Below are 20,330 nucleotides of genomic sequence, written 5' to 3' on the forward strand. Positions count from 1 at the left end.
CCTTCGACACACAGGTAACAAGACATGCCTTTAAAAACACACGTGCTTTTTTTTCTCAGCCTGGTGGGTCTCGCAGCCTCCCTGCCGGCTGCCGCAGCCCAGCAGGCGGCCACAACCCCTGGGGCCTCCCTCCAGGTCCTCGACCTTGCCACGGCAAAAGAAATCGCCGTCGCAGGCAGCCCCTCCCTTCGCGCGGTGCAGGACCGCATTGAGCAGGCCCGGCAGCAGGTAAGGCAAAAACAGGCGGCCTGGCTCCCGAGCCTCGACGCCACCACCTCCCTCACCCACACGGAGGACGCCGCCAATGCCACACTCTCTGACGACGGAGACACCTACGACGCTGCCCTTACGGCAACCCTGACCCTGTTTGACGGATTCAGCAGATCGTATAACCTGAAATCGGCCAGGTACGGCGAGACGGCCTCGGTGGAGGCGGAAAAGGACGCACGCCGCCTCCTGATCTTCAGCGTGGCCCAGAGCTATTACGCCCTTCAAAGCGCGACGGAAAACATCGCCATCGCCCAGTCGGACAAAGACTACAACGCCGGGCAGCTCCTGGAGGCCGAGGCCCGCCATAACGTGGGGGCAGGCTCATTGAGTGATGTCCTCAACTTCAAAATCAAGGTCAACACGGCCGCCTCGTCCCTGATAAACGCCGAAAAAACCTACGCCGTGACCCTCACCGGCCTGGCAGCCCTCATGGGTGTTGACGAAAAAGACTTTCCGGAGGATTTCACCCTGGCCCCGCTGGAGACAACCGGTCCATGGGACTCCGCCCCCCTTGTCACCGAAGACCTGGTCACAGAGGCCCTGGCCCTTCGCCCCGACCTTGGGCAAAATGATGCCGCCCTGAAGCAGGCAGACACCGCCATCGGCATCGCCCGCTCCGGGTACTACCCCACCGTAAACCTCAAAGGGGCCTTTTCCGGATCCCGGGAAGACAATGCCCGTTACGAAGGGGATGATTTCGGCAGCAGCATCGGGGTCACCGTTCAGATGAACCTCTTTGCCGGCGGCGATACCCGGGCAAAAGTAACGGAGGCCGAAGCGGCCCGGCGGGAAGCCCTCCACAGCCTTGAAGACTTAAAACTTACCGTGAGAAAAGAGGTGAGGGAGGCGGTGGAAGAGATTGACACGGCCCACAGGCAGGTTAAGCTTCAGGAGGAGACCGTGGCCCTGACCCGCCGTAGCCGGGAGCTGGTGGAAGAGGAGTACCGTGCGGGAAAAACCAGCGTGGTGAAACTCAACGAAGCCCAGAACAACCTGGTCAGCGCCGAAGGCGACCTCGTGGACGCCCGGGTGAGCCTCTTCACCGCCTGGGAAAAGATCCGATCGGTCACCGGAACAAACCTGAACAGGTGAGACAGCAAAGCAAAAGAAAAAAAACGCCTCCGGCGGCCCTGCCGGGGGCTAAACTTTTGAAAAGTTTAACAAACAAATTTTAAAAATCTTCTTGAATGAATTTTACGTTAAAGGCGGATGTGATTTGACCCGAGGAACGAGGGGCAAAACGCATTCGTGACCTGCTTTCGAGGTGGCTCACCTCGCTGAAAGGGCACGGACATGACACAAAACGCGTTGCGCATCCTGATCATTGAGGACAACCGGGACATTGCCGAAAATATCGGCGACTACTTCGACGCCCGCGGCCACGTCACCGACTTTGCCATGGACGGCATCACCGGCCTGCACCTGGCCCTCACCGGAACCTACGACGTGATCATCCTGGACCTGATGCTCCCCGGCATGGACGGCCTGACCCTCTGCGCCAAACTCCGGCAGGAAGGGGGGAAAACAACCCCTGTCCTCATGCTTACCGCCCGGGACACCCTGGACGACAAGCTGATCGGATTTGACACCGGGGCCGACGACTACCTGGTCAAACCCTTTGCCCTGGAAGAGCTGGCTGCACGGGTGCTGGCCCTTTCCCGGCGAAACAGCAAGCCCTCAACCGCCCTGCTCCAGGTCGGAGACCTCACCCTGGACACGGCCACCCTGAAGGCGCACCGGCAGGGCCGCGAAATCGAGCTGAACCACACCTGCCTCACCATTTTGAAGCACCTCATGGAGGCCTCCCCCCATGTGGTCACCCGCAGGGAGCTGGAGCATGCCCTCTGGGGGGACACCCCGCCGGGAAGCGATGCCCTGAGGTCCCACCTCTACACCCTGCGCACCAAAATCGACAAACCCTTCAACGCTCCGCTGCTCCATACCCTCCACGGTATCGGGTACCGGGTGGAGGCAACCTCATGACGCGCCATCGACACCCGCCCATGGAACTCAAACCAAGGTTTTTCAAAACCCATGCGTTTCGGGTCTTTCTCTCCTTTGTGCTCTTCGGCTCCCTGCTCACCCTGGGGTACGGCCTGGCCGTCTCCCACCAGATGCGCCGCATCCATTCCAAAATGGAAAACTTCCGTGTCCAGGAGGAGATCAAAAACTACCTGGACAACTACGCCCGCCAAAAGGCCCCCTTTCTCACCAGAAGCCTGTTCATCAATATTTATGATGATATCGAAGACGTCCCCCCCAACGTTCGGGACCTGCTCCGGGGGCTTCCGGACGGGACTTACTTTTCCAACGGTTCGGACGGGCTCGGGGGCCCGGCCTTCCACAGGTACCTCATCCGCAGCCTGCCGGAACAAGAGAAAAAACTCTACTTCATCGTGGATGACGGGGGATTTGAGGCACGGTTCGGCCTCCATGAACAGATAGATCGTGTGTTTCGATACGGCTTTTTCGTGGCGGCGGCCCTGAGCATTATCGTGGGCTTTGCCAACGCCCACCTGCTGATCCACCCCCTGTTCAGACTCATAGAGCGGACCAGCCGTTCCAGGCCCGAGGACCTGCCCGTGGGGTTTGCCGAAGAATACGCCCACGACGAAGTAGGGGCCCTGGCCCGGGCCATGGACAGCACCAACAAGCGCATCCGGGCCTTCATCGAACGGGAGCAGCAGTTCACCCGGGATGCCAGCCATGAACTCCGGACCCCTGTCACCGTTATCAAAGGGGCAGTGGAGCTCATGGACCAGCTCACAGAAAAAGACAAAAAAAACATCCGGCGCCCGCTGAAACGCATCGAACGCTCCGTCTCCGAAATGGAAGCCCTCATCGAAAGCCTGCTGCTGAAGGCTCGGGAGGAGACCGCCATGGGTGCCGAATCCTTTGCGGCTCGCCCCCTGGTGGAACAGGCCATCCAGGAGAGCAGCTATCTCGTGGAGGGAAAAGGCGTCATCCTCTCCTTCCAATGCACCGGTGATCCGGCCCTTGATGTGTCGGGACCCGATTTCAAGATGGCCGTCTCCAACCTCATCCGCAACGCCTGCACCTACACACGGGAGGGCACCGTCACCGCACGGCTTGAACCTGCATGGTTTGAGGTGGAAGATACGGGACCGGGCATTGACCCCACCATCATCGACCAGATCACCGACCCCTTCGTCAAATGCGAGGCAAGCCAGGGCCACGGTATCGGCCTGTCCATCGTCAAACGGGTCTGCGACCAGGCAGGCTGGGACCTCGCCATCTCCTCCCGGGCCGGTGGGACCCGGATTCGCATCACCTTCTGAGCCCGGGTCACGCCTTGGAGACACCTACCGTAACCGCCTCGCGGCCACATCCCGGGGAGAGGTAGACCCCTCGATAGGCTCGGGCAAACCAAAGGCTTACAGCAAGGGTGGCCAGCTCCGCTGCGGGCACCGAGAGCCAGATCCCGGAAATCCCCAGCATGGGGGGAAGCAGCCAGACAAACCCCAGGGTAAAGACGAAGGTCCGTAAAAAGGTGAGGAGCGCGGAAATCTTTCCGTTGTTCACCGAGGTAAAAAAAGCCGAACAAAAAATGGAAATCCCGTTTAACAAAAACGTGAAGGCAACGATCCTAAGGCCCCCTTGGGCAAGGGCCGTCACCTCGGGCTGTCCCTCGGCAAACAGGCGGATCACCTGCCCGCCCCACACCCAGGTGAACACAAAGGTGGCCAGGGAGGTCACCCCGATGACCCGGCAGGAGTGGGCAATGAGCCCCTTGAGCTTCTCAACGTTCCGGGCACCGTAGTTAAAGCTGAGAACCGGAGCCACCCCCATGCTGAGCCCGATGTACAGGGAGGAGAGCAGAAAGTAGAGGTACATGATGATGGAAAGGGCCGCCACGCCCTTCTCTCCGGCATACGTGATGATCACCAGGTTGAAGACCAGGGTTTTTACCCCGCTGGCGATCTCGGAGACCATCTCCGAAGAACCATTCAGGACGGTGTTCCGGAGAAACAGGACATCAAGCTTCGGACGGGTGAAGGTAAGGGAAACAGACCGCTTCAAGAAATAGAAGGCCCCGATCACCCCGGAGAGCCCGATGCCGGTGGCCGAGGCCACGCCCGCACCGTGGAGCCCCATGTCCAGGCGCACGATCAAAAGATAATCGAGAAGGATGTTGGTGAACCCGCCGGCCAGGGTGATGTAAAAGGCCCACACAGGCTTTCCGTCCAGTCGGATAAAAAACTCGAAAAAAATCTGAAGCACCACGGCAGCAAGCCCCGCCCCAAAGGCCTTGAGGTAGACGCTGCAGTAAGGAAGCAGGGTATCCGTGGCCCCAAGGAGCCGGGAGATCCGCTCCACCCCCACCCCCTTCAGCAACACGAGAATCGCCACAGCCACCACCACAAGACTCACGAACGCCAGGGAAAAATGCCGGTTGGCCCGATCCCGGTGTCCCTCCCCCAGCTCAATGCCGATGATGGCGCTGGACCCGGCAGCCACCATGATGCCGATGCCGAAGCAGAAACTGAACAAGGGCATGATGATGTTCATGGCAGCCAGGGCAAGGGACCCGATGTAACGGGAGACAAACAGCCCATCCACCACCATGTACAGGGAAATGGTGATAATGCTCAATATAGACGGGGTGACAAACCGGAGGAAATCACCCATGCTCCACTCTCTTTTAAAATGCTCTTCCATCTCGCTCTTCGCTCTCATGAATGTATGTCGAGTAACGCGCCATCTGCTAAAAGGCTGCCTTCTATGGTCACAGAGAAAAAAAACCAAAAAAGCCTCCGGCGGCAAGGTGTGCCACCTTGAAAGCAGGTTGCGAATGCCCTTTCCCCTTCGTTCCTCAGGGAAAATCACATTCGCCTTTCATTCAGATTTAACTGAATCTGTTTTTTAAAACCTGTTTATCAAACTTTTCAAAAGCTTGCCCCCCGTCAGGGCCGCCGGAGGCATCTTTAACCGGGTTCAAAAAGGTGTGCCACCTTGAGAGCACAGTCGCCTTTCATTCAAATTAAACTGAACCTGTTTTTCAAAACCTGTTTGTTAAACTTTTCAAAAGTTTAGCCCCCGGCAGGGCCGCCGGAGGCATTTTTAACCGAACTGCCTCCGGGGGCAAGGGCAGCGAAGGCATTAAGCTGAAAAATTACGATGTGAAAATGGTCATCTCTTAAGGTATATAGTAACTATAGGGTCAAGAAAAAAAAGGGAGGCGTCATGAAGGTAAGATTTATGGCCGGAGAGATGGCGAGGCTGCACAACATATCGAAGCAAAGCCTCCTGCACTACGACAAGATCGGCCTCTTTAAGCCCAGCAAAGTCCACAGCAGGACGGGCTACCGGTACTACACCCTGGACCAGTTTGAAGATCTGGACGTGATTCTCTGCTTAAAAAGCCTGGGGATGAAACTTGGGGAGATCAAAACCTACCTGACCAAAGGATCCATTGACGAACGCATCGACATCCTGGAAGGCCAGGAGGCGGTGATCCAGGAAAAAATCCTTGAAATCAAGCGGACCCAGGGCCGCCTGACCTCCATCATCACCGCCCTGAAAAGCCAGCGAACCATCGTTCCCATGGACATGGGCATCCGGTGGTTCGACACCATGCATGTTGTCCGGAAACCAGTGGAGACCCCCCATGACCTTTACGCCCTGGAGCTTGCCATCAAGGAGCTTTTCCAAGCCACCCGTGGCGACGACCAGACAGAATTCCACCAGTTGCTGACCTGCGTTGAGGTCTCCCCGGACACACAAGAGCGCTTTCAAAGCGTCGCCCTCCACGTTCCCGCCACCACCGGGACCAGCATTCCGGCGGGAGAGTATGCCTATTTCTACCACAAGGGCCGCTTTGATGAACTCCCCCAGTCCAGGGCAAAGCTGTGGGCGTATATCGCCCGGCAAGGGTACACAACCGGCGACACAGCCATTGAAAAGGTCCTCCTGGACTCCCTGGCCGTCCCCAGTGAGGACGATTACCTCATTGAGATCCGCATGCCGGTGACCAAAATGCCTTCCCCGTAAGTCATCAGAACGCCTCTTATGGCTTTCCCCCTTTCGCATCCAACAGATACCCCAGCCAGATATCCGCGTTGCCCCGTGCCGACGCGGACCGGGACATGGAGAGAACCGTAAGGCCGGCCCCTTGGGCAACCCGCCTGAAGTCGTCATCCTGCCAGTAATAAAAGGAGCGATGGTCGGCATCGGCACCGGCCCCTTCGCCCTCCTTCAGCGAAACATACAGGCGACCGTCGTTGGCCAGGGCCCTTGCCAGGCGGGCAAGATGAGCGGGAACCGCTTCGTGGGGAAGGTGGACCAGAACCCCTGAGACGAGGATACCGTCCCAGGATCTGTCCAGGAGATCGGTGGTGGTGAGCTCCCCGACGGTGACAGGACAGCCCGAATGGGTTTCTGCCAGGGCGGCCAGGGCGGGGGAGGGCTCCAGACCGTGGGGGAAAAAACCACGATTTTTCAACCAGAGGAGATCCCGGCCGGAGCCGCAGCCGATATCAAGGATCCTGGCGCCGGGGGAAAGGGCCTCGGCCAGGGGGTTGAGAATGGGGGTGGGGTCGATGTTCACGGTGGCGTCGAAGAACCGGCGCGCCTCCTGCTCGTAATAGTCCCGTGTGCTGTCGTCCATGGCAAAGGCTCCCAACATGCTTGTTTCTTGTCTTTTTAAGCAAACGAACATTTATTTATTAAATCAGTTCCTGATAAGGCATCCCTGCCTCACACATAAAGGGCCGGTCGTCGCCCCGAAGGGGCCACCTTCTTCTATAGCTTCCAGAGGATTAAAGGCAAGGGTTGCCTGCCTGAGTTAAAAAAGAAGTTATCATCCGAAGCGGCCAAACGAGCATTCATTTATCCGTGAAATTGCCCAAAACGTTCTGGCCGTTTTTTCCTCGCACCGGATTCCCCCTTGGCATCCACGGCACCCCATGAAAATAAACGGTGCCCACCCGTCCCTTTCTCCTCCCCCCAAAGCCGGCACCCCAACCCTTCTGGCAAGGACACCAGGCCCCTCCCAAGCCCTTTGAATATTTCAGGCAACCTCTTTTAAACGAATGTTCGCTTATTTTAATAAACCGGGCATTATCTGTGGATGAGAGCTCTTGACCGGTTTTCCCAAAGCCATCTTCCATGGGGCAAAATCACCGAAAGACAAGCGTCTTAATCCCCACTGTTTCATCCCATAAAATTGGATCAGATATCCACACAGACGAAAAACCGAACGATCGTTTATCTTCATTTTTCCGGCAAAAACTGTACATTTCAGATCCCCTTTCAAGAACACCCTTTCCTTATGACCCGCCATTTAGTAGGTCTCGGGGGTACCCCTTTCCACGTGGATGACCAGCAGACGGAGCAGTGCCATGGGCTTTGAGACGGACAACCTTCCCCTTTTCGAAAACTCGAGCGACGCCATCATCGTGCTTCAGGACGGCATCATTCGAAACGTCAACGCAAATGCCGTCAAGGTCCTGCGGTACGCAGCACAGGAACTGGTTGACCGTCCCTACGGGGACTTTGTCCACCCGGATGACGTGGCCCTGGTGGACAGTCGCTACCGAAAGCGGATGAACCACGAGCCCGTGCCCCAGGTCTACCCGTTTCGCCTCATCACCAAAGACGGAGACATCGTCTGGTTCGAAATCCACGCCATCGAGATCCTCTGGGGCGGGCGCCCCGCAAGCCTTACCTTCTTTAACAACATCACCGAACGGGTGCGGGCCCAGGAGGCCCTCCAGGAGAGCGAAAAAGTGACCCGGGGCATCTTAAACGCCATCCCCGACACCATCATCCGCATCATGGAAAGCGGTCGCATCACCACCTACAAGGGCCCGGAGGGCACCATGGTCAAGGGAAAAGCCCCTTACGCCGGCAGCCACCTCTCCGACTTTCTCCCCCGGGAGAAGTTCGAAGAGGCCATGGCCGCCATCGGCCAGGCCCTGGCCCACCACACGGTCCAGCGTTTTGAGTTCAAATGGGCGGAGGTGCGTGGCACCCAATGGTACGAGGCTCGGATCATCGCCCTTGCAGGCAGCGAGGTGCTGGGGATCCTTCGCAACATCACGGAACGAAAACGCCAGGAGCGCGCCCTCACCGAGCGCCTCCAGCACCTGGAGACCCGGGTCAAGCAGTCCCACGCCATGGGGACCATCATCGGCCGGAGCAAACCCATGCAGGAGGTCCTGGAGACCATCCTCAAGGCCTCCCGCACCTCGGCCCATGTCATTGTCTACGGGGAATCCGGCACGGGAAAGGAGCTGGTCTCCAAGGCGATCCACGACCTGAGCGATCGAGCCGGGGGAAAATTCGTGCCCGTAAACTGCGCGGCCATTCCCGAAAAGCTCATGGAGAGCGAATTCTTCGGCTACAAAAAGGGGGCCTTTTCAGGGGCGGACCGGGACAAGAAAGGGCTCCTGGAGCTGGCCGACCGCGGTACCCTGTTCATGGACGAGCTGGGAGAGATCGATCTCAACATGCAGGCCAAACTCCTGCGCGCCATCGAAGGGGGCGGCTTCCTCCCTGTGGGGGGCCGCGAACCTGTTTACCCGGACATCCGCATCATCGCCGCCACCAACAAAAACCCGGAAGAGCTCGTCAAGCGCGGCCGCATGCGCGAGGATTTCTTCTACCGCATCAGCGTCATTCCCGTCACCCTGCCCCCCTTGCGGGACCGCCTCGAAGACCTCCCCTTTCTCATCCACCACTTCCTTGAAAAACTGGGCACCGGGGATCAGCTGCCCGTGATCCCCTCCCATGTCATGAGCCGGCTCCAGGCCCACCACTGGCCGGGAAACATCCGGGAACTCCAGAACGTGGTCCATCGGTACATCACCATGAACCGCATCGACCTGCCGGCTCCGGCAACACATGCAGACCTGCCCCCGGAGCCCCGGGAGAAGGGAACCCCCAGGCCCCTCAGCGAGGTCCTTGCCGAGGCTGAAAAAGCGCATATCCTGCGAACCCTGGAGGCAACACGCTGGAAAAAGGCCCGGGCCGCAGAGCTCCTCGGCCTGCACCGGAAGACCTTGTTCCGTAAACTCAAAGGGTACGGAATCGAATAGCCCCTCGACGTGGCATTTTTGCCACGCACGCTCCAACTCCTCACAATTTCAAACAGTTGGACCCTATCCACCGATCTAACGTGGCACCGATGCCACGTTTGTCACTCCCAGGCCGACTCGGCCCCGCAAGGGCATATCCCTTTGTTTTGCTGAGTGATACGTATCGTTCTCCAAATTGGCACCTCTCTTGCTCATAAAAACATGATTCACAGTTGAGAAAATATGGTGTTTCAGGTTTTGACGGTGCAAAGGAGGAGTATGAGCCGGTTCAGCAGAGAGTACAGCCAAAAATGTGTGCCCGCCGAGGAGGCGGTGAAGGTCATCAAATCAGGTGACGTGGTGGATTACGGATTCTTCAACGGCAAGCCCGTTGTGTGTGACATCGCCCTTGCGGCACGCCATGAAGAACTCCGTGACGTGGAGATCCATGTGGCCGTTACCCTGCCCCCGGTGCCCGAGGTGGTCAAGCACCCCGAAAGCTTTGTCTACCACGACCTCCAGTTCAGCAAGATCTCCCGGGTGCTTCAGCGGGACTTCAACGTGGGATTCTACTACCCCATCATGTATCACCAGGCCCCCTCCTGGTTCCGGGAGGGCGTGGCCCCCCACCGCAACGTCGTGATCTGCACGGTCTGCCCCATGGACGCCCACGGCTACTTCAACCTGGGCCTCCACAACTCCGCCACCCTGGCGGCCATGGAAGAGTCGGACTGCGTCATCGTGGAGGTCAACCCCAACCTGCCCGTCTGCCCGGGCGGTGCCGAAGAGGCGGTCCACATCTCCGCCGTGAATTATGTGGTGGAAGCCCCCGCCGATCTCGCCCTGGCCGATCTGCCCAGCCCCGAGCCCAACGAGCAGGAACGCACCATCGCCGAGCTCATCGTGGACCACATCAAAGACGGCTCGTGCATCCAGCTCGGCATCGGCGGGATGCCCAACGCCGTGGGCAAGATCATCGCCCAGTCCGACCTGAAAAACTTAGGCGGACACACCGAGATGCTCTCCGACGCCTACGTGGACATGATCGAATCCGGGCGCATGAACGGCTCCAAGAAAAGCCTGGACCGATACCGGGTTCCCTACACCTTTGCCATGGGCTCCAAGCGCCTCTACGACTTCGTGGACAACAACCCGGCCGCGGCCTCCTACCCGGCAGACTACACCAATGATCCCCGGGTCATCGCCCAGCTCGACAACTTCATCTCCATCAACAACGCCCTGCAGGTGGACCTCTACACCCAGGTGAACGCCGAAAGCCTGGGCACCAATCAGGTCTCGGGTAATGGAGGCATGTGGGACTTTGTCATCGGCTCCCAGTGGTCCAAAGGGGGCAAAAGCTTTATCTGCCTCACCTCCACCTTCACCAATTCCAAAGGAGAGCTCCAGTCCCGCATCCTGCCCACCTTCGCCCCGGGCTCCATCACCACCATCCCCCGGCATATGACCGACTACGTGGTCACGGAATACGGGGCCGTGCAGGTACGGGCACAGTCCACCTGGAAACGGGCCGAGCTGATGATCAGCATTGCCCACCCCGATTTCCGGGAAAATCTCATCAAAGAGGCGGAAGCCATGAAGATCTGGCGGAACTCCAACAAAAAATAACAAAAAAGCAGTTTGCCTCTGGCGGCCCTGCCGGGGGCCAAACTTTTGAAAAGTTTGACAAACAGGTTTTAAGGTATTCTTCGTTCCATCCAAAGGTGCCTGTTTTCCGACTGTATTCACTTTATCGAACAAGCAATCGGAACGTTTTTACGGCTGGTCGCGCCGTAGCCTTCCTGCCGATGCGAGATTTATGACAGCTGGATAAGGGAAACCAGGCCCATTATCCGGTAGATCGCGCTTAGGCGTAAGGTTTTCAAGAAGCGACCCGCCGGAGGCATCATTTTGCACAAATTAAGGAGCACCACATGACATACCGCATGAAAGCCCTTCTGGCCTTCCTCACGGGAATGGCTCTCTCGTCAACGGCCGGGGCGACCCTCATTGAGAACAACACGAACCTGAGTGCGGACTGGACCCGCATGCCCGCCCGGGTGGCTGCCACCGACTCCGTGGACGCGGTCCTCTACAACCCGGCCGGCACCATCCGGCTGGGCGAGGGCACCTTTATCATGGCAGGCAACCAGTTCCTGCCCAAGGAGTACAGCCACACCAAGGACGGGGTGAGGCACGAGACCACCACCCTCACCACGGTGGTTCCGAATCTCTTTGCCGTGAAAAACAGCAAAAAATGGAGCGGGTTTGCAGGCTTCGGGGTCATCGGCGGGGGAGGTGCCCTGGAGTATGAAAACGGCATGATACTGGACAAGGCATCCGGCCTCACCGTCACCCAGCTGGCGGGCCTCAAGGCCATGGGAAAACCCGGTCCCATCCTGACAGAGGAGGTGGCCTCGGCCTGGGTCGGGGCCTACGTGGGCGGGGCCTGTGCCGTGAGCGACACCCTCTCCCTGTCCCTGACCGGCCGCCTGGTCTACGGAACCAACACCTATGAAATCGACGAGGGCCGGGTCTTGGACTATGAGAAGACCGGCACGGGGGTTGCCCCCATCATCGGTCTGAACTACACCCCCAGCCCCACCGTCAACATTGGATTTCGCCACGAGTTCCGCACCCGGGTGGAGTGGGAGGTGGACAAAATCGACGGCAGCGCTGCAGAGGCCATGGCCCCTACCCTGGGCCAAAAGGGCCACACAACCCGGAAGGACTTCCCCGCCATGACCGCCCTGGGCGTCTCCTGGAAGGCCACCGAGGCCCTCACCCTGGCCACGGACGTAAGCTACGCATGGCATGACGACATCGACTGGGAAGGGGCCGAAGAGGGCCTGGACAACGGGGTGGAGGTTGCCTGTGCCTTCGAATACGCCGTTACCCCCGGTTTTGCGGTGAGCGCGGGCTACTCCTACTCCAATGCCGGCGTGGACCCCGAAAACTACAGCACGGCCCTCTCCAAAAACGTCTACCACGGTATCTCCGCAGGGTTCATGGCCGAACCCGTTGAAGGACTCCGGTTCAACGTGGGGGCCACCAAGCTCTTTTACGAGGACGACACCGACAGCCGCGGCATCACCTATGAAAAGGATCTCTGGATCATCGGTATAGGCGTCCAGTACGCCTTCAGATAAGGGCTATGCCCTAAAATAATAATACATAACGACACTTCGCCTCAAATTCGTTATGTGTCGAAGCAACGATCAAAAAATCATGCTGAGGATTTATGGGATGATCCCGTCATGTGTAATTTATTCTTGGCATGGCCCTAAGACAAAGCCACACCGTCCACCCTCATACCTGGCCCTCGGTCTCACCAGCCGACAGGTATAAAAAAACGCCTTCGGAATATACTCCGAAGGCGTTTTTTGATTCTCAGTCACCCGCAGCCGGGGATAGAAAAAGGGCGGTCTGGGAGCCCTTTTTGCGGGCTACAGGTTGGGCAGCCAGAGGGCAAGCTGGGGGAAGGCAATGAGAAGGCCCAGGGCCAGGAGCTGCATGAGAATAAAGGGCCAGACAGACTTGAAGATATCCACCAGGGTGACCTCCGGTGGGGCCACGCTCTTGAGATAGAAGGCGGCCGGTCCGAAGGGGGGGCTTAAAAAGGAGACCTGCATGTTCATGCAGAAGAGTACCCCGAACCACACCGGGTCGTAACCCAGGCCGGTGATGATGGGCACAAAAATGGGCATGGTCAGAAGGGCCACCCCGATCCAGTCCATGAACATCCCCAGAAAAATCAGGATCAGCATCATCACGAAGATGATCACCACCGGAGCCACGTCCAGGCCCAGGATGGCGGACTTTACGAACCGGTTGCCGCCCATGAGGTTGTAGATACCGATGAGGGCGCTGGCCGAGATCCCGATCCAGATGATCATGCCGCAGGTGCGCATGGTCTGCCGGAGGCTCTGCTGAATGACGCCGAGGTTCAGCTCCCGACGGAAGGCCGAGAGGATCATCACCGAGGCAACTCCCACGCTGGCCGCTTCGGTTACCGAAGCAATCCCGCCGTAGATACTTCCCAGAACGCAGAGAACGATGAGGCCCGGCGCCAGGATATCCAGGAGCATCTTCTTTTTCGGTTTTCCGGTGTCCGCGGGCATGCCGCTGGGCCCCAGGTTGGGGTTGAGGTGGCACCGGATGAGGATGTAGGCCATGTAAAACCCGGCCAGCATCAGGGCAGGAACCACGGCCCCGGCAAAAAGGTCGCCGATGGAGACGCTTGCCGTGAGGCCATAAATGATCAATACGATGCTGGGGGGCACCATGGTGCCCAGGCTGCCCCCGGCGCACACCGTGCCGATGGCCAGCTTCTTGTCATAGCCCAAACGCAGCATCTGGGGCAGGGCCAGCATGCCCAGAAGCACGGTCTCCCCGCCGATGATCCCGCTCATGGCAGCCAGAAACACGGCCACGATGAGGGTCTGCACAGCCACACCGCCCTTGAGGCGGCCGCCAAAGGCCTGCATGGCGTTGTACAGGTCCTTGGCGATGTTTGTGCTGTCCAGCAGGCTTGCCATAAAGACAAACATGGGCACCGCAATGAGGGTGTACTCCCCCACGAAGCTGTAGATGCGGCTGGTGAGAAGGGGAAGGACATTGGGCCCGAACCAGCCAATGGCGAAAAACATGGCCACAAGGCCGGTGAGATAGGCCAGGGGCTGCCCCATCAGGAGCAGGACAATCATGGATCCGAAGAGAAGGAAGGTGCCTCCCTCGACCCCGAGAGACGAAAGATGAAACATACCCTAGTTCTCCTCTTGGCTTGGATCTGACTCGGATCCTTCGGTTAACGCCTTGATCCGGGCGATGAGCTGGAAAATCGACTGCAGGGTCATCAACACGACCACGACAAACAGCATGGTCTTGACCACGGCCGGGGCCGGTGAGTTCAAGGCCGAACCGGACCGCAGCACCCTGAAATTACCGGCAGGATCGAAGAAGGCCTTCTCCACCATGATGTAGCCGGCATAGGCAAGCCCGCCACAGAAAAACAGGGTGAGGACGCCCACCAAGACATCGAACACCTTGCCCACACGATCCGGCAGGAGATCACGCACCACCGAGACCCGGATATGGCGGTCTTCGGCCATGCAGTAAGTGCCGCCCCAGAGCATGCAGAGCCCCACCACCATGAGGGTGGTCTCATGCACCCACGCCGTGGGGCTGTTGAAGATGTAGCGCATGACGACCTCGATTACGGAGATCACCACGGCAAAAAAGTAGAGCCAGGAAAGCCTGTCTCCGATCTTGACGATCAACCGGTCCAGGGCCGTTTTCGGCGCATGGTCCGGGTCTGGGGTCGTGTTGGGATGGGTCATGACGATCACTCACGCTTGGGGTTTGATTAGTGGGGTCCCGCAAGAAAGGGGGCTGAAACAAAAACGGGGGTCGGACCTTGCGGCCCGGCCCCCGATATGGACTTACATCAACCCCTGGGAGGAGAGGTACGTGACGACAGCTGCGATGTACTTCTTGGCCACGGGGGACTTGCCGGTCACCTTGTCCCACTGCTCGCGAGCGATGTTGCGGAATTTGGCGCGCTCGGCATCGGGCCAGTTGATCACTTCGATACCCTGGCTCCTGGCTTCCTTTACGGCGGCGAGGTCCTGCATTTCATACTGCCAGGCCACCTCGGTGGCAAGGCGCCACACAGCGGTCTCCAGAATGGTCTGCTGGTTTTTCGTCAGGGAGTTCCAGATGTCCTTGTTCAGGGTCACCACCTGAAGGGGCATGGAGTGAAAACCGGGGAAAAGAGGATACCGGGCGACATCGTTCATGCCCTGCTTCTGGTTGACGCTGAAAAGGGAGAAATCCGCTGCGTCGATGACCCCTTTTTCAAGGGAGGTGTACACCTCGGAACCGGGCAGGTTCACGGGGGCGGCACCGGCTGCGGCAAAGACGTTCTGGACCATCCCTTCGGGGGCGCGCATCTTCAGGCCCTTGAGGTCGGCCACACCGCGCAGGGGTTTTTTGGAGACAAAGGCTTCCACGCCGGTGACCACCACGCCCACCAGATGGACGTTGTAGCGGTCGTACAGCTCCTGGAAGATCTCCATGCCACCGCCGTAGCGCATGAACTTCAGAGCCTCGGAGGGATGCCCCCACGCCCCCACGGTGTTGCCGATGACGCCGAAGGCCAGGTCCTGACCGGCAAAGTAGCTGGGGTCGGTAAACTCTCCCTGAAGGATGCCGGCACCAACCGCTTCCATGGTCTCGTTGTACTGAACCACGGAACCCGTGGGTGCGACGTTGATCTTGATCTCTCCCTTGGACATCTCGTTGACCCATCCGGAGAACTCCTCGGCCATCTGGTACATAAAAATACCGGGGCGGTCCGAGCTCTGAAAGGTCCAATCCAACTTGGCAGCGGCAGATGGCATGGCAAAGCCAACTGCGACAGCGGCGGTGATCATCATGGTAGCCAGTTTCTTAAACATCATGATTCCTCCTACGGTGTTACCTGAGTCCGAAGAGTCCGAAAGGCGCCGATGCCTGAAGAGGACCTGCGGAGTCCATAATTTGAGGTCTATCTCACATCCCGGCGCCATGGGGCGCCAAGGGAACTGTGTCTTGGAATCATCCCTTGGTATCCCCTTTGGTCAGGATATAAAGGGAGTCGGGACGTACGGGGATGTTGAGCTCCCGCAGGTCCCTGACGGCAAAATACACCACGCGTGCCGCCGCGCTGCGCGCCTTCTCGGGGTTCCGGGAACGGATCGCATCCAGAATATTCCGGTGGCCGTCCAGGCTCTCTTTGATGCTGGGCACCCGGGTAAAGGTCAGGCGCACGGAGAGCTCGATGGACATGCCGATAAGGGCCCGCATCCGGGCCAGGATGATGTTGCCCGAGGCGTCCAGGATGCGGGTGTGAAAATCGATGTCGCCCTGGGTGCTTTCGGGACCGCGATGGGTCTCCCCGGTCTCCATCTCCTTCAAGGCGTCTTCAATGGCCCGGATCTGCTCGGTGGTGGCACGCACCGAGGCCAGGGCCGCGGCCTCGGGTTCCAGGATCATGCGCACTTCCAGCATGTGCTCCAGAAGCTCCACGCTCATGCGGCTGTCCCGGAGCCAGGAGATCACCTCGGTATCGAGGAGGCTCCACTCGGCAAGGGGGCGAACCCGCGTGCCGCTTCCGGCCTTGGCTGTAAGGAGCCCCTTGGCCGAAAGAAACCCCACGGCCTCCCTCACCGCGGTGCGGCTCACCTGGAGCCGTTCGCAGATATCGTTGACATGGGGAAGGGCTTCCCCGGTTTTGATGTTCCCCGAGAGAATCTGGTGGAGAAAATGCTCAATGACGATCCAGCGTACCTTGGGGTGACTGGCTGAATCGGCATGGGCAAGCAGAGTGGCTCCATCTGAGAAGTACTCTTCCATAGGGTCTTGTGTCCTTTGGGTTGCGGGTTAAGGCATCGCGTCCTGCGATGCGCAAGGGGGAATCCATGATGTCAGCGGCTGGCTGTCCGCTCAGATCACTGACCTCTTTTACCAGAAAACCCCCGGATCACCCATCCCTCATTCATCCCTGGCCGGGCAGCCGTCGCGTTGCCCGCCGGTCCACGGCCTCGGGAACCACCCCTTTTTCGGCGGTGGAGGTCCGCTCCATCAGGCTTGTGGCGGCGATCTCCAGCTGCCTTGTCTCCATGCGCTGCCTGCGCGCCGTGACCATGTCCTCCCGCAGGGCCGCAATCTCCCGGTCCTCCCGCACGGCCTCTCCTTTTATAAAGGCCTCCCCGTCCATGAGGTCGAGGCGTCCCGTATCCAGGTCCAGGCAGAGGATGTCCCCGTCCTGAAGCGCCCCGATGCCGCCGCCGTCGAAGGCCTCGGGCGATACGTGACCGATGCAGGGCCCCTTGGTTACCCCGGAGTAGCGGCCGTCGGTGATCAAAATGGCGCTGCGTTCCAGGGTGGCGTGGTGACGCATGTTCTGGGAGGGGGCGAACATCTCGGGCATGCCGTAGGCTTTGGGCCCCTGGCCGGCGATGACCAGGGCAAAAAAGAGCCCGCTCTCAAGGGCGCCTCCGGGAGAGGGGGTCCCGTTGGCATCGGCAAGACGACGCACAAAGGCGTCCGTCATCACCGGCATGGCGTCCAACAGAGCGGGCAAATCGGGGTTGGCGATGTCCGCGTTGCAGAGGTGCTCGTTCTCGTAGAACCGCACCACAAAATACTTCTTGTTGAAGCGTGCCCGCTGGTCGTCGGTGAGGCCCGCCACCTTCACCACGGCAGAACTCATGAAGTTGCCGCGAAGGACCAGGGTGCCGGACATGTCCCGTACCGGGGTCTCCCGGATGATGGCCTTCTCCCCCAGGTCCTCGGAGACAGGGGCTTCCATATCGGCCATGCGCTGGCCCCAGGTCATCCCGGCCATGGTGGGGGCATCAAGGTCCATGGGCACCTGAAGGGCCCCTAAGGCCTTGAAGAGGCTCTCCATGCCCCGATGGGCACCTTTGTGAAACTGCAAGGCCAGCTCCCAGGTGTCCCGCCCTTCGGTGAGGCTGTGGGCAAAGAGCTCGGGCACCGGGGTCTCTTTCTGGATGCGTTCGTAATCAAAAATGGTGGCGTCGTACCCGGCGTGGCGCATCACCGCGGGCAGGTGAAGCAGGATGTTGGTGGAGCTGCCCGTGGTGTTGTGGATGCGCACGGCGTTGGCAAAGTTTCGGCCCAGCACCTCGGTGACCCGGTACTCCGGCTTGTTAAAGCACCGGAAAAATCCGTCCATGGCGCCGTCGATGACCTCCTGCGCCGGGGCGTCTGTCAGCAACTCCAGCTCCCGTGGGGTAAACCCTAAGGCACAGACCAGGGTACGGGATGAATTGCCGGTTCCGTTGAACGCACAGACGCCCCCCTTTTCATGGCAGGTGGCGCAGGCAAGCCGGTTGGACAGATCACGGGCCTCGGCCTCGGTGGTGAGGCCAAAGGCAACGGCCCGCCGGAGATGCCCGAAAAAGGCCTCGTCCGAGGAGCATTGAAGGATGTAGCGCATGTTCTCTTTGATATCGCGGCCCAGCTCGGCGTGGCCTTCCCGTATCGCCTTGTCGGCCAGGGCCGCCAGGCGGGAAGAGGCCTCCCGGGGAATGGAGCCGCCCCGCAGCACATGGCTGGGGGCCATGAGGGCCCACACCGGGGCCGCACCCCGGCCTTCGGCCTTTCTGGCCACGTCTGCCGCGGCAAGGCCCGAAAGGATCCCCGAGGGGGTCTTGTCGCAGCCGGAGATCACCCAGGCCGCATGGTACGAATGCCCTTCAAAATTCACGTTCACCATGGCTGCGGTCTGGTTCCGTGAGGCCAAAGAGTAGCTCTGCCCGATGTTGTTCTGGGCGGTGCCGTCACAGATCACAGGAATGCCGAAAAGAAAGGGAACCCCGCCGTTTTCCCAGATACGCACCGCCGCCCTCAGGGCGTGCTCGCGATCCAGCAGATGGGCCGGATGATCCATGGAACCTGCAATAATGGCCACACGGGGACGGTTCTCCACAAGGCGCAGCACGATCTCATCCAGGGTCACCAGAGAGAGGGTACGTTCCTGTCGATCGGCAGCCAGGAGCTCCGCCGCCTCCTTTAAGAGGGCCAGGACACAGATGGGCTCGTTGGCCAGCCCCTGGATGCAGTCCCGGTAGGGGTTCTTCTCCTCGGCGATGACCAGATGGGCAAACTCGTCACGAATGGCACGGGTACGTTCTGAAGGTGTCATATCTCTTGTCCTACCACTCGGAGACCGAGCCGTCGGTGTGGCGCCACACCGGGTTCCGCCAGCGATGACCGGTCTCGGCCTGCTTGCGCACCACGGCCTCGTTGATCTCGATGCCCAGGCCGGGGCCTTTGGGAATGGCCACGTACCCCTCGTTGTAGTCGAAGACACCGGGATCCGTGAGGTAATCGAGGATGTCGCTGCCCTGGTTGTAATGGATGCCCAGGCTCTGCTCCTGGATGAAGGCGTTGTAGCTCACCGCATCCAGCTGCAGGCAGGCAGCAAGGGCGATGGGGCCCAGGGGACAGTGGGGTGCCATGGCCACGTCAAAGGCTTCGGCCATGGCCGCGATCTTGCGCCCCTCGGTGATGCCCCCGCAGTGGGAAAGATCGGGCTGGATGATGTCGGCGGCCCGAGCCTCCAGGAGGCGACGGAAATCGTAGGTGCTGTAAAGACGCTCCCCCGTGGCGATGGGTGTGGTGGTGCTTTTGCGGAGCTCGGCCATGACGTCCATGTGCTCGCAGAGAACCGGCTCTTCGATGAACATCAGGCGCTGGGGCTCCAGCTCCTTGGCCAGGATCCGCGCCATGGGCCGATGCACCCGGCCGTGAAAATCCACCCCGATGCCGAAGTAGGGGCCGCAGGCCTCGCGGATGGCGGCAACCCGCGCCACCACCTCATCAATTTTTTTGTAACTGTCCACCATCTGGAGTTCGGCCGTGGCGTTCATCTTGATGGCCTCGAACCCCCGATCCTGGGCCGCTTTGGCCTGGGCGGCGGTGTCTGCGGGGCGGTCACCGCCAATCCAGGAATAGACGCGCATCTTGTCCCTGCAGGGCCCACCCAGCATCTCGTGGACGGGCACTCCCAGGGCCTTGCCCTTGATATCCCAGAGGGCCTGATCGATCCCTGCGATGGCGCTCATGAGGATGGGGCCGCCCCGGTAAAAGCCGGTACGGTAAAGTGTCTGCCAAATATCTTCCACATGTCCGGGATCCCTGCCCACCACGTAATCCATCAGTTCATGGACGGCGGCTTCCACTGTGTGAGCCCGGCCTTCAAGCACCGGCTCACCCCAGCCGACCACGCCCTCATCGGTCTCGATTTTCAGGAACATCCAGCGAGGTGGCACAATAAACGTCTCGAATCCCGTAACTTTCATCTCAACTCCTTGGAACAATTCTGGTCAGCCAGCCGTGTGCCGTGGGGGAAACCGCACGGTTGATTAATATGAAAATTAGCTTGACAAAAATCATACTTTTAGACAAGTCTTTTCGTACTTGCTCCTGAAAAAATCATACTTATCCACCGCAAAA

The 20,330-nt window shown here is 59.5% G+C and carries 15 protein-coding genes; 7 read left to right on the top strand and 8 right to left on the bottom strand.

Translation table 11 applies throughout. The features are described 5' to 3' along the window. Positions 1–24: 24 nt before the first annotated feature. The 3 genes from BLQ12_RS20200 to BLQ12_RS20210 all read left to right on the top strand — a co-directional run bounded on the left by BLQ12_RS20200 (position 25) and on the right by BLQ12_RS20210 (position 3,569). Positions 25–1,362, top strand: a complete 1,338-nt coding sequence (locus BLQ12_RS20200) for a TolC family protein (protein WP_092213488.1) — start codon at positions 25–27, stop codon at positions 1,360–1,362. 201 nt (positions 1,363–1,563) lie between these two features. Then, positions 1,564–2,253 (top strand): response regulator transcription factor, encoded by a 690-nt coding sequence (locus BLQ12_RS20205; RefSeq protein WP_302846796.1) that lies wholly within the window; start codon positions 1,564–1,566, stop codon positions 2,251–2,253. Continuing rightward, entirely contained in the window at positions 2,250–3,569 is a 1,320-nt protein-coding gene (locus BLQ12_RS20210) for a sensor histidine kinase (RefSeq protein WP_092213490.1), read from the top strand. Before BLQ12_RS20205 ends, BLQ12_RS20210 begins: the two co-directional genes overlap by 4 nt. Before the next feature lie 7 nt (positions 3,570–3,576). On the opposite strand, the gene BLQ12_RS20215 is transcribed toward BLQ12_RS20210, so the two are convergent. Beyond that, positions 3,577–4,920, bottom strand: coding sequence for an MATE family efflux transporter (locus BLQ12_RS20215; RefSeq protein WP_175469967.1), 1,344 nt, complete (start codon positions 4,918–4,920; stop codon positions 3,577–3,579). A gap of 555 nt (positions 4,921–5,475) precedes the next feature. Between BLQ12_RS20215 and BLQ12_RS20220 the strand changes: the two genes are divergently transcribed. Further along, positions 5,476–6,282: a MerR family transcriptional regulator gene (locus BLQ12_RS20220; protein WP_092213494.1), complete on the top strand. Its 807-nt coding sequence runs from the start codon at positions 5,476–5,478 to the stop codon at positions 6,280–6,282. Between the two features lie 16 nt (positions 6,283–6,298). Here BLQ12_RS20220 and BLQ12_RS20225 read toward each other — a convergent pair whose 3' ends face one another. Continuing rightward, positions 6,299–6,898 (bottom strand): class I SAM-dependent methyltransferase, encoded by a 600-nt coding sequence (locus BLQ12_RS20225; RefSeq protein WP_175469968.1) that lies wholly within the window; start codon positions 6,896–6,898, stop codon positions 6,299–6,301. A 733-nt stretch (positions 6,899–7,631) separates the two neighbouring features. Between BLQ12_RS20225 and BLQ12_RS20235 the strand changes: the two genes are divergently transcribed. From BLQ12_RS20235 to BLQ12_RS20245, 3 genes are all read left to right on the top strand, one after another. Continuing rightward, on the top strand, positions 7,632–9,329 hold the full coding sequence (locus BLQ12_RS20235; RefSeq protein WP_175469969.1) for a sigma 54-interacting transcriptional regulator: 1,698 nt from the start codon (positions 7,632–7,634) through the stop codon (positions 9,327–9,329). A gap of 258 nt (positions 9,330–9,587) precedes the next feature. Continuing rightward, positions 9,588–10,934, top strand: a complete 1,347-nt coding sequence (locus BLQ12_RS20240; protein WP_092213502.1) for an acetyl-CoA hydrolase/transferase family protein — start codon at positions 9,588–9,590, stop codon at positions 10,932–10,934. Positions 10,935–11,239: 305 nt separating this feature from the next. Beyond that, on the top strand, positions 11,240–12,454 hold the full coding sequence (locus BLQ12_RS20245) for an OmpP1/FadL family transporter (protein WP_092213504.1): 1,215 nt from the start codon (positions 11,240–11,242) through the stop codon (positions 12,452–12,454). Positions 12,455–12,751: 297 nt separating this feature from the next. Here the strand turns inward: BLQ12_RS20245 and BLQ12_RS20250 are convergent, their stop codons facing one another. From BLQ12_RS20250 to dgoD, 6 genes are all read right to left on the bottom strand, one after another. Further along, positions 12,752–14,068: a TRAP transporter large permease gene (locus tag BLQ12_RS20250; protein WP_092213506.1), complete on the bottom strand. Its 1,317-nt coding sequence runs from the start codon at positions 14,066–14,068 to the stop codon at positions 12,752–12,754. A 3-nt stretch (positions 14,069–14,071) separates the two neighbouring features. Next, positions 14,072–14,644: a TRAP transporter small permease subunit gene (locus BLQ12_RS20255; RefSeq protein WP_092213508.1), complete on the bottom strand. Its 573-nt coding sequence runs from the start codon at positions 14,642–14,644 to the stop codon at positions 14,072–14,074. A 102-nt stretch (positions 14,645–14,746) separates the two neighbouring features. Then, on the bottom strand, positions 14,747–15,766 hold the full coding sequence (locus tag BLQ12_RS20260) for a TRAP transporter substrate-binding protein (protein ID WP_217640364.1): 1,020 nt from the start codon (positions 15,764–15,766) through the stop codon (positions 14,747–14,749). 136 nt (positions 15,767–15,902) lie between these two features. After that, positions 15,903–16,700, bottom strand: a complete 798-nt coding sequence (locus BLQ12_RS20265) for a FadR/GntR family transcriptional regulator (protein WP_092213510.1) — start codon at positions 16,698–16,700, stop codon at positions 15,903–15,905. 142 nt (positions 16,701–16,842) lie between these two features. Continuing rightward, on the bottom strand, positions 16,843–19,017 hold the full coding sequence (locus BLQ12_RS20270) for a dihydroxy-acid dehydratase domain-containing protein (RefSeq protein ID WP_092213512.1): 2,175 nt from the start codon (positions 19,015–19,017) through the stop codon (positions 16,843–16,845). Between the two features lie 10 nt (positions 19,018–19,027). Next, positions 19,028–20,176 carry a galactonate dehydratase gene (gene dgoD / locus BLQ12_RS20275; protein WP_092213514.1) on the bottom strand — a complete coding sequence of 383 codons (1,149 nt, stop codon included), beginning with the start codon at positions 20,174–20,176 and terminating at the stop codon, positions 19,028–19,030. Positions 20,177–20,330: the final 154 nt, after the last annotated feature.

Source organism: Desulfoluna spongiiphila (assembly GCF_900101345.1).
GTDB lineage: Bacteria > Desulfobacterota > Desulfobacteria > Desulfobacterales > Desulfolunaceae > Desulfoluna > Desulfoluna spongiiphila.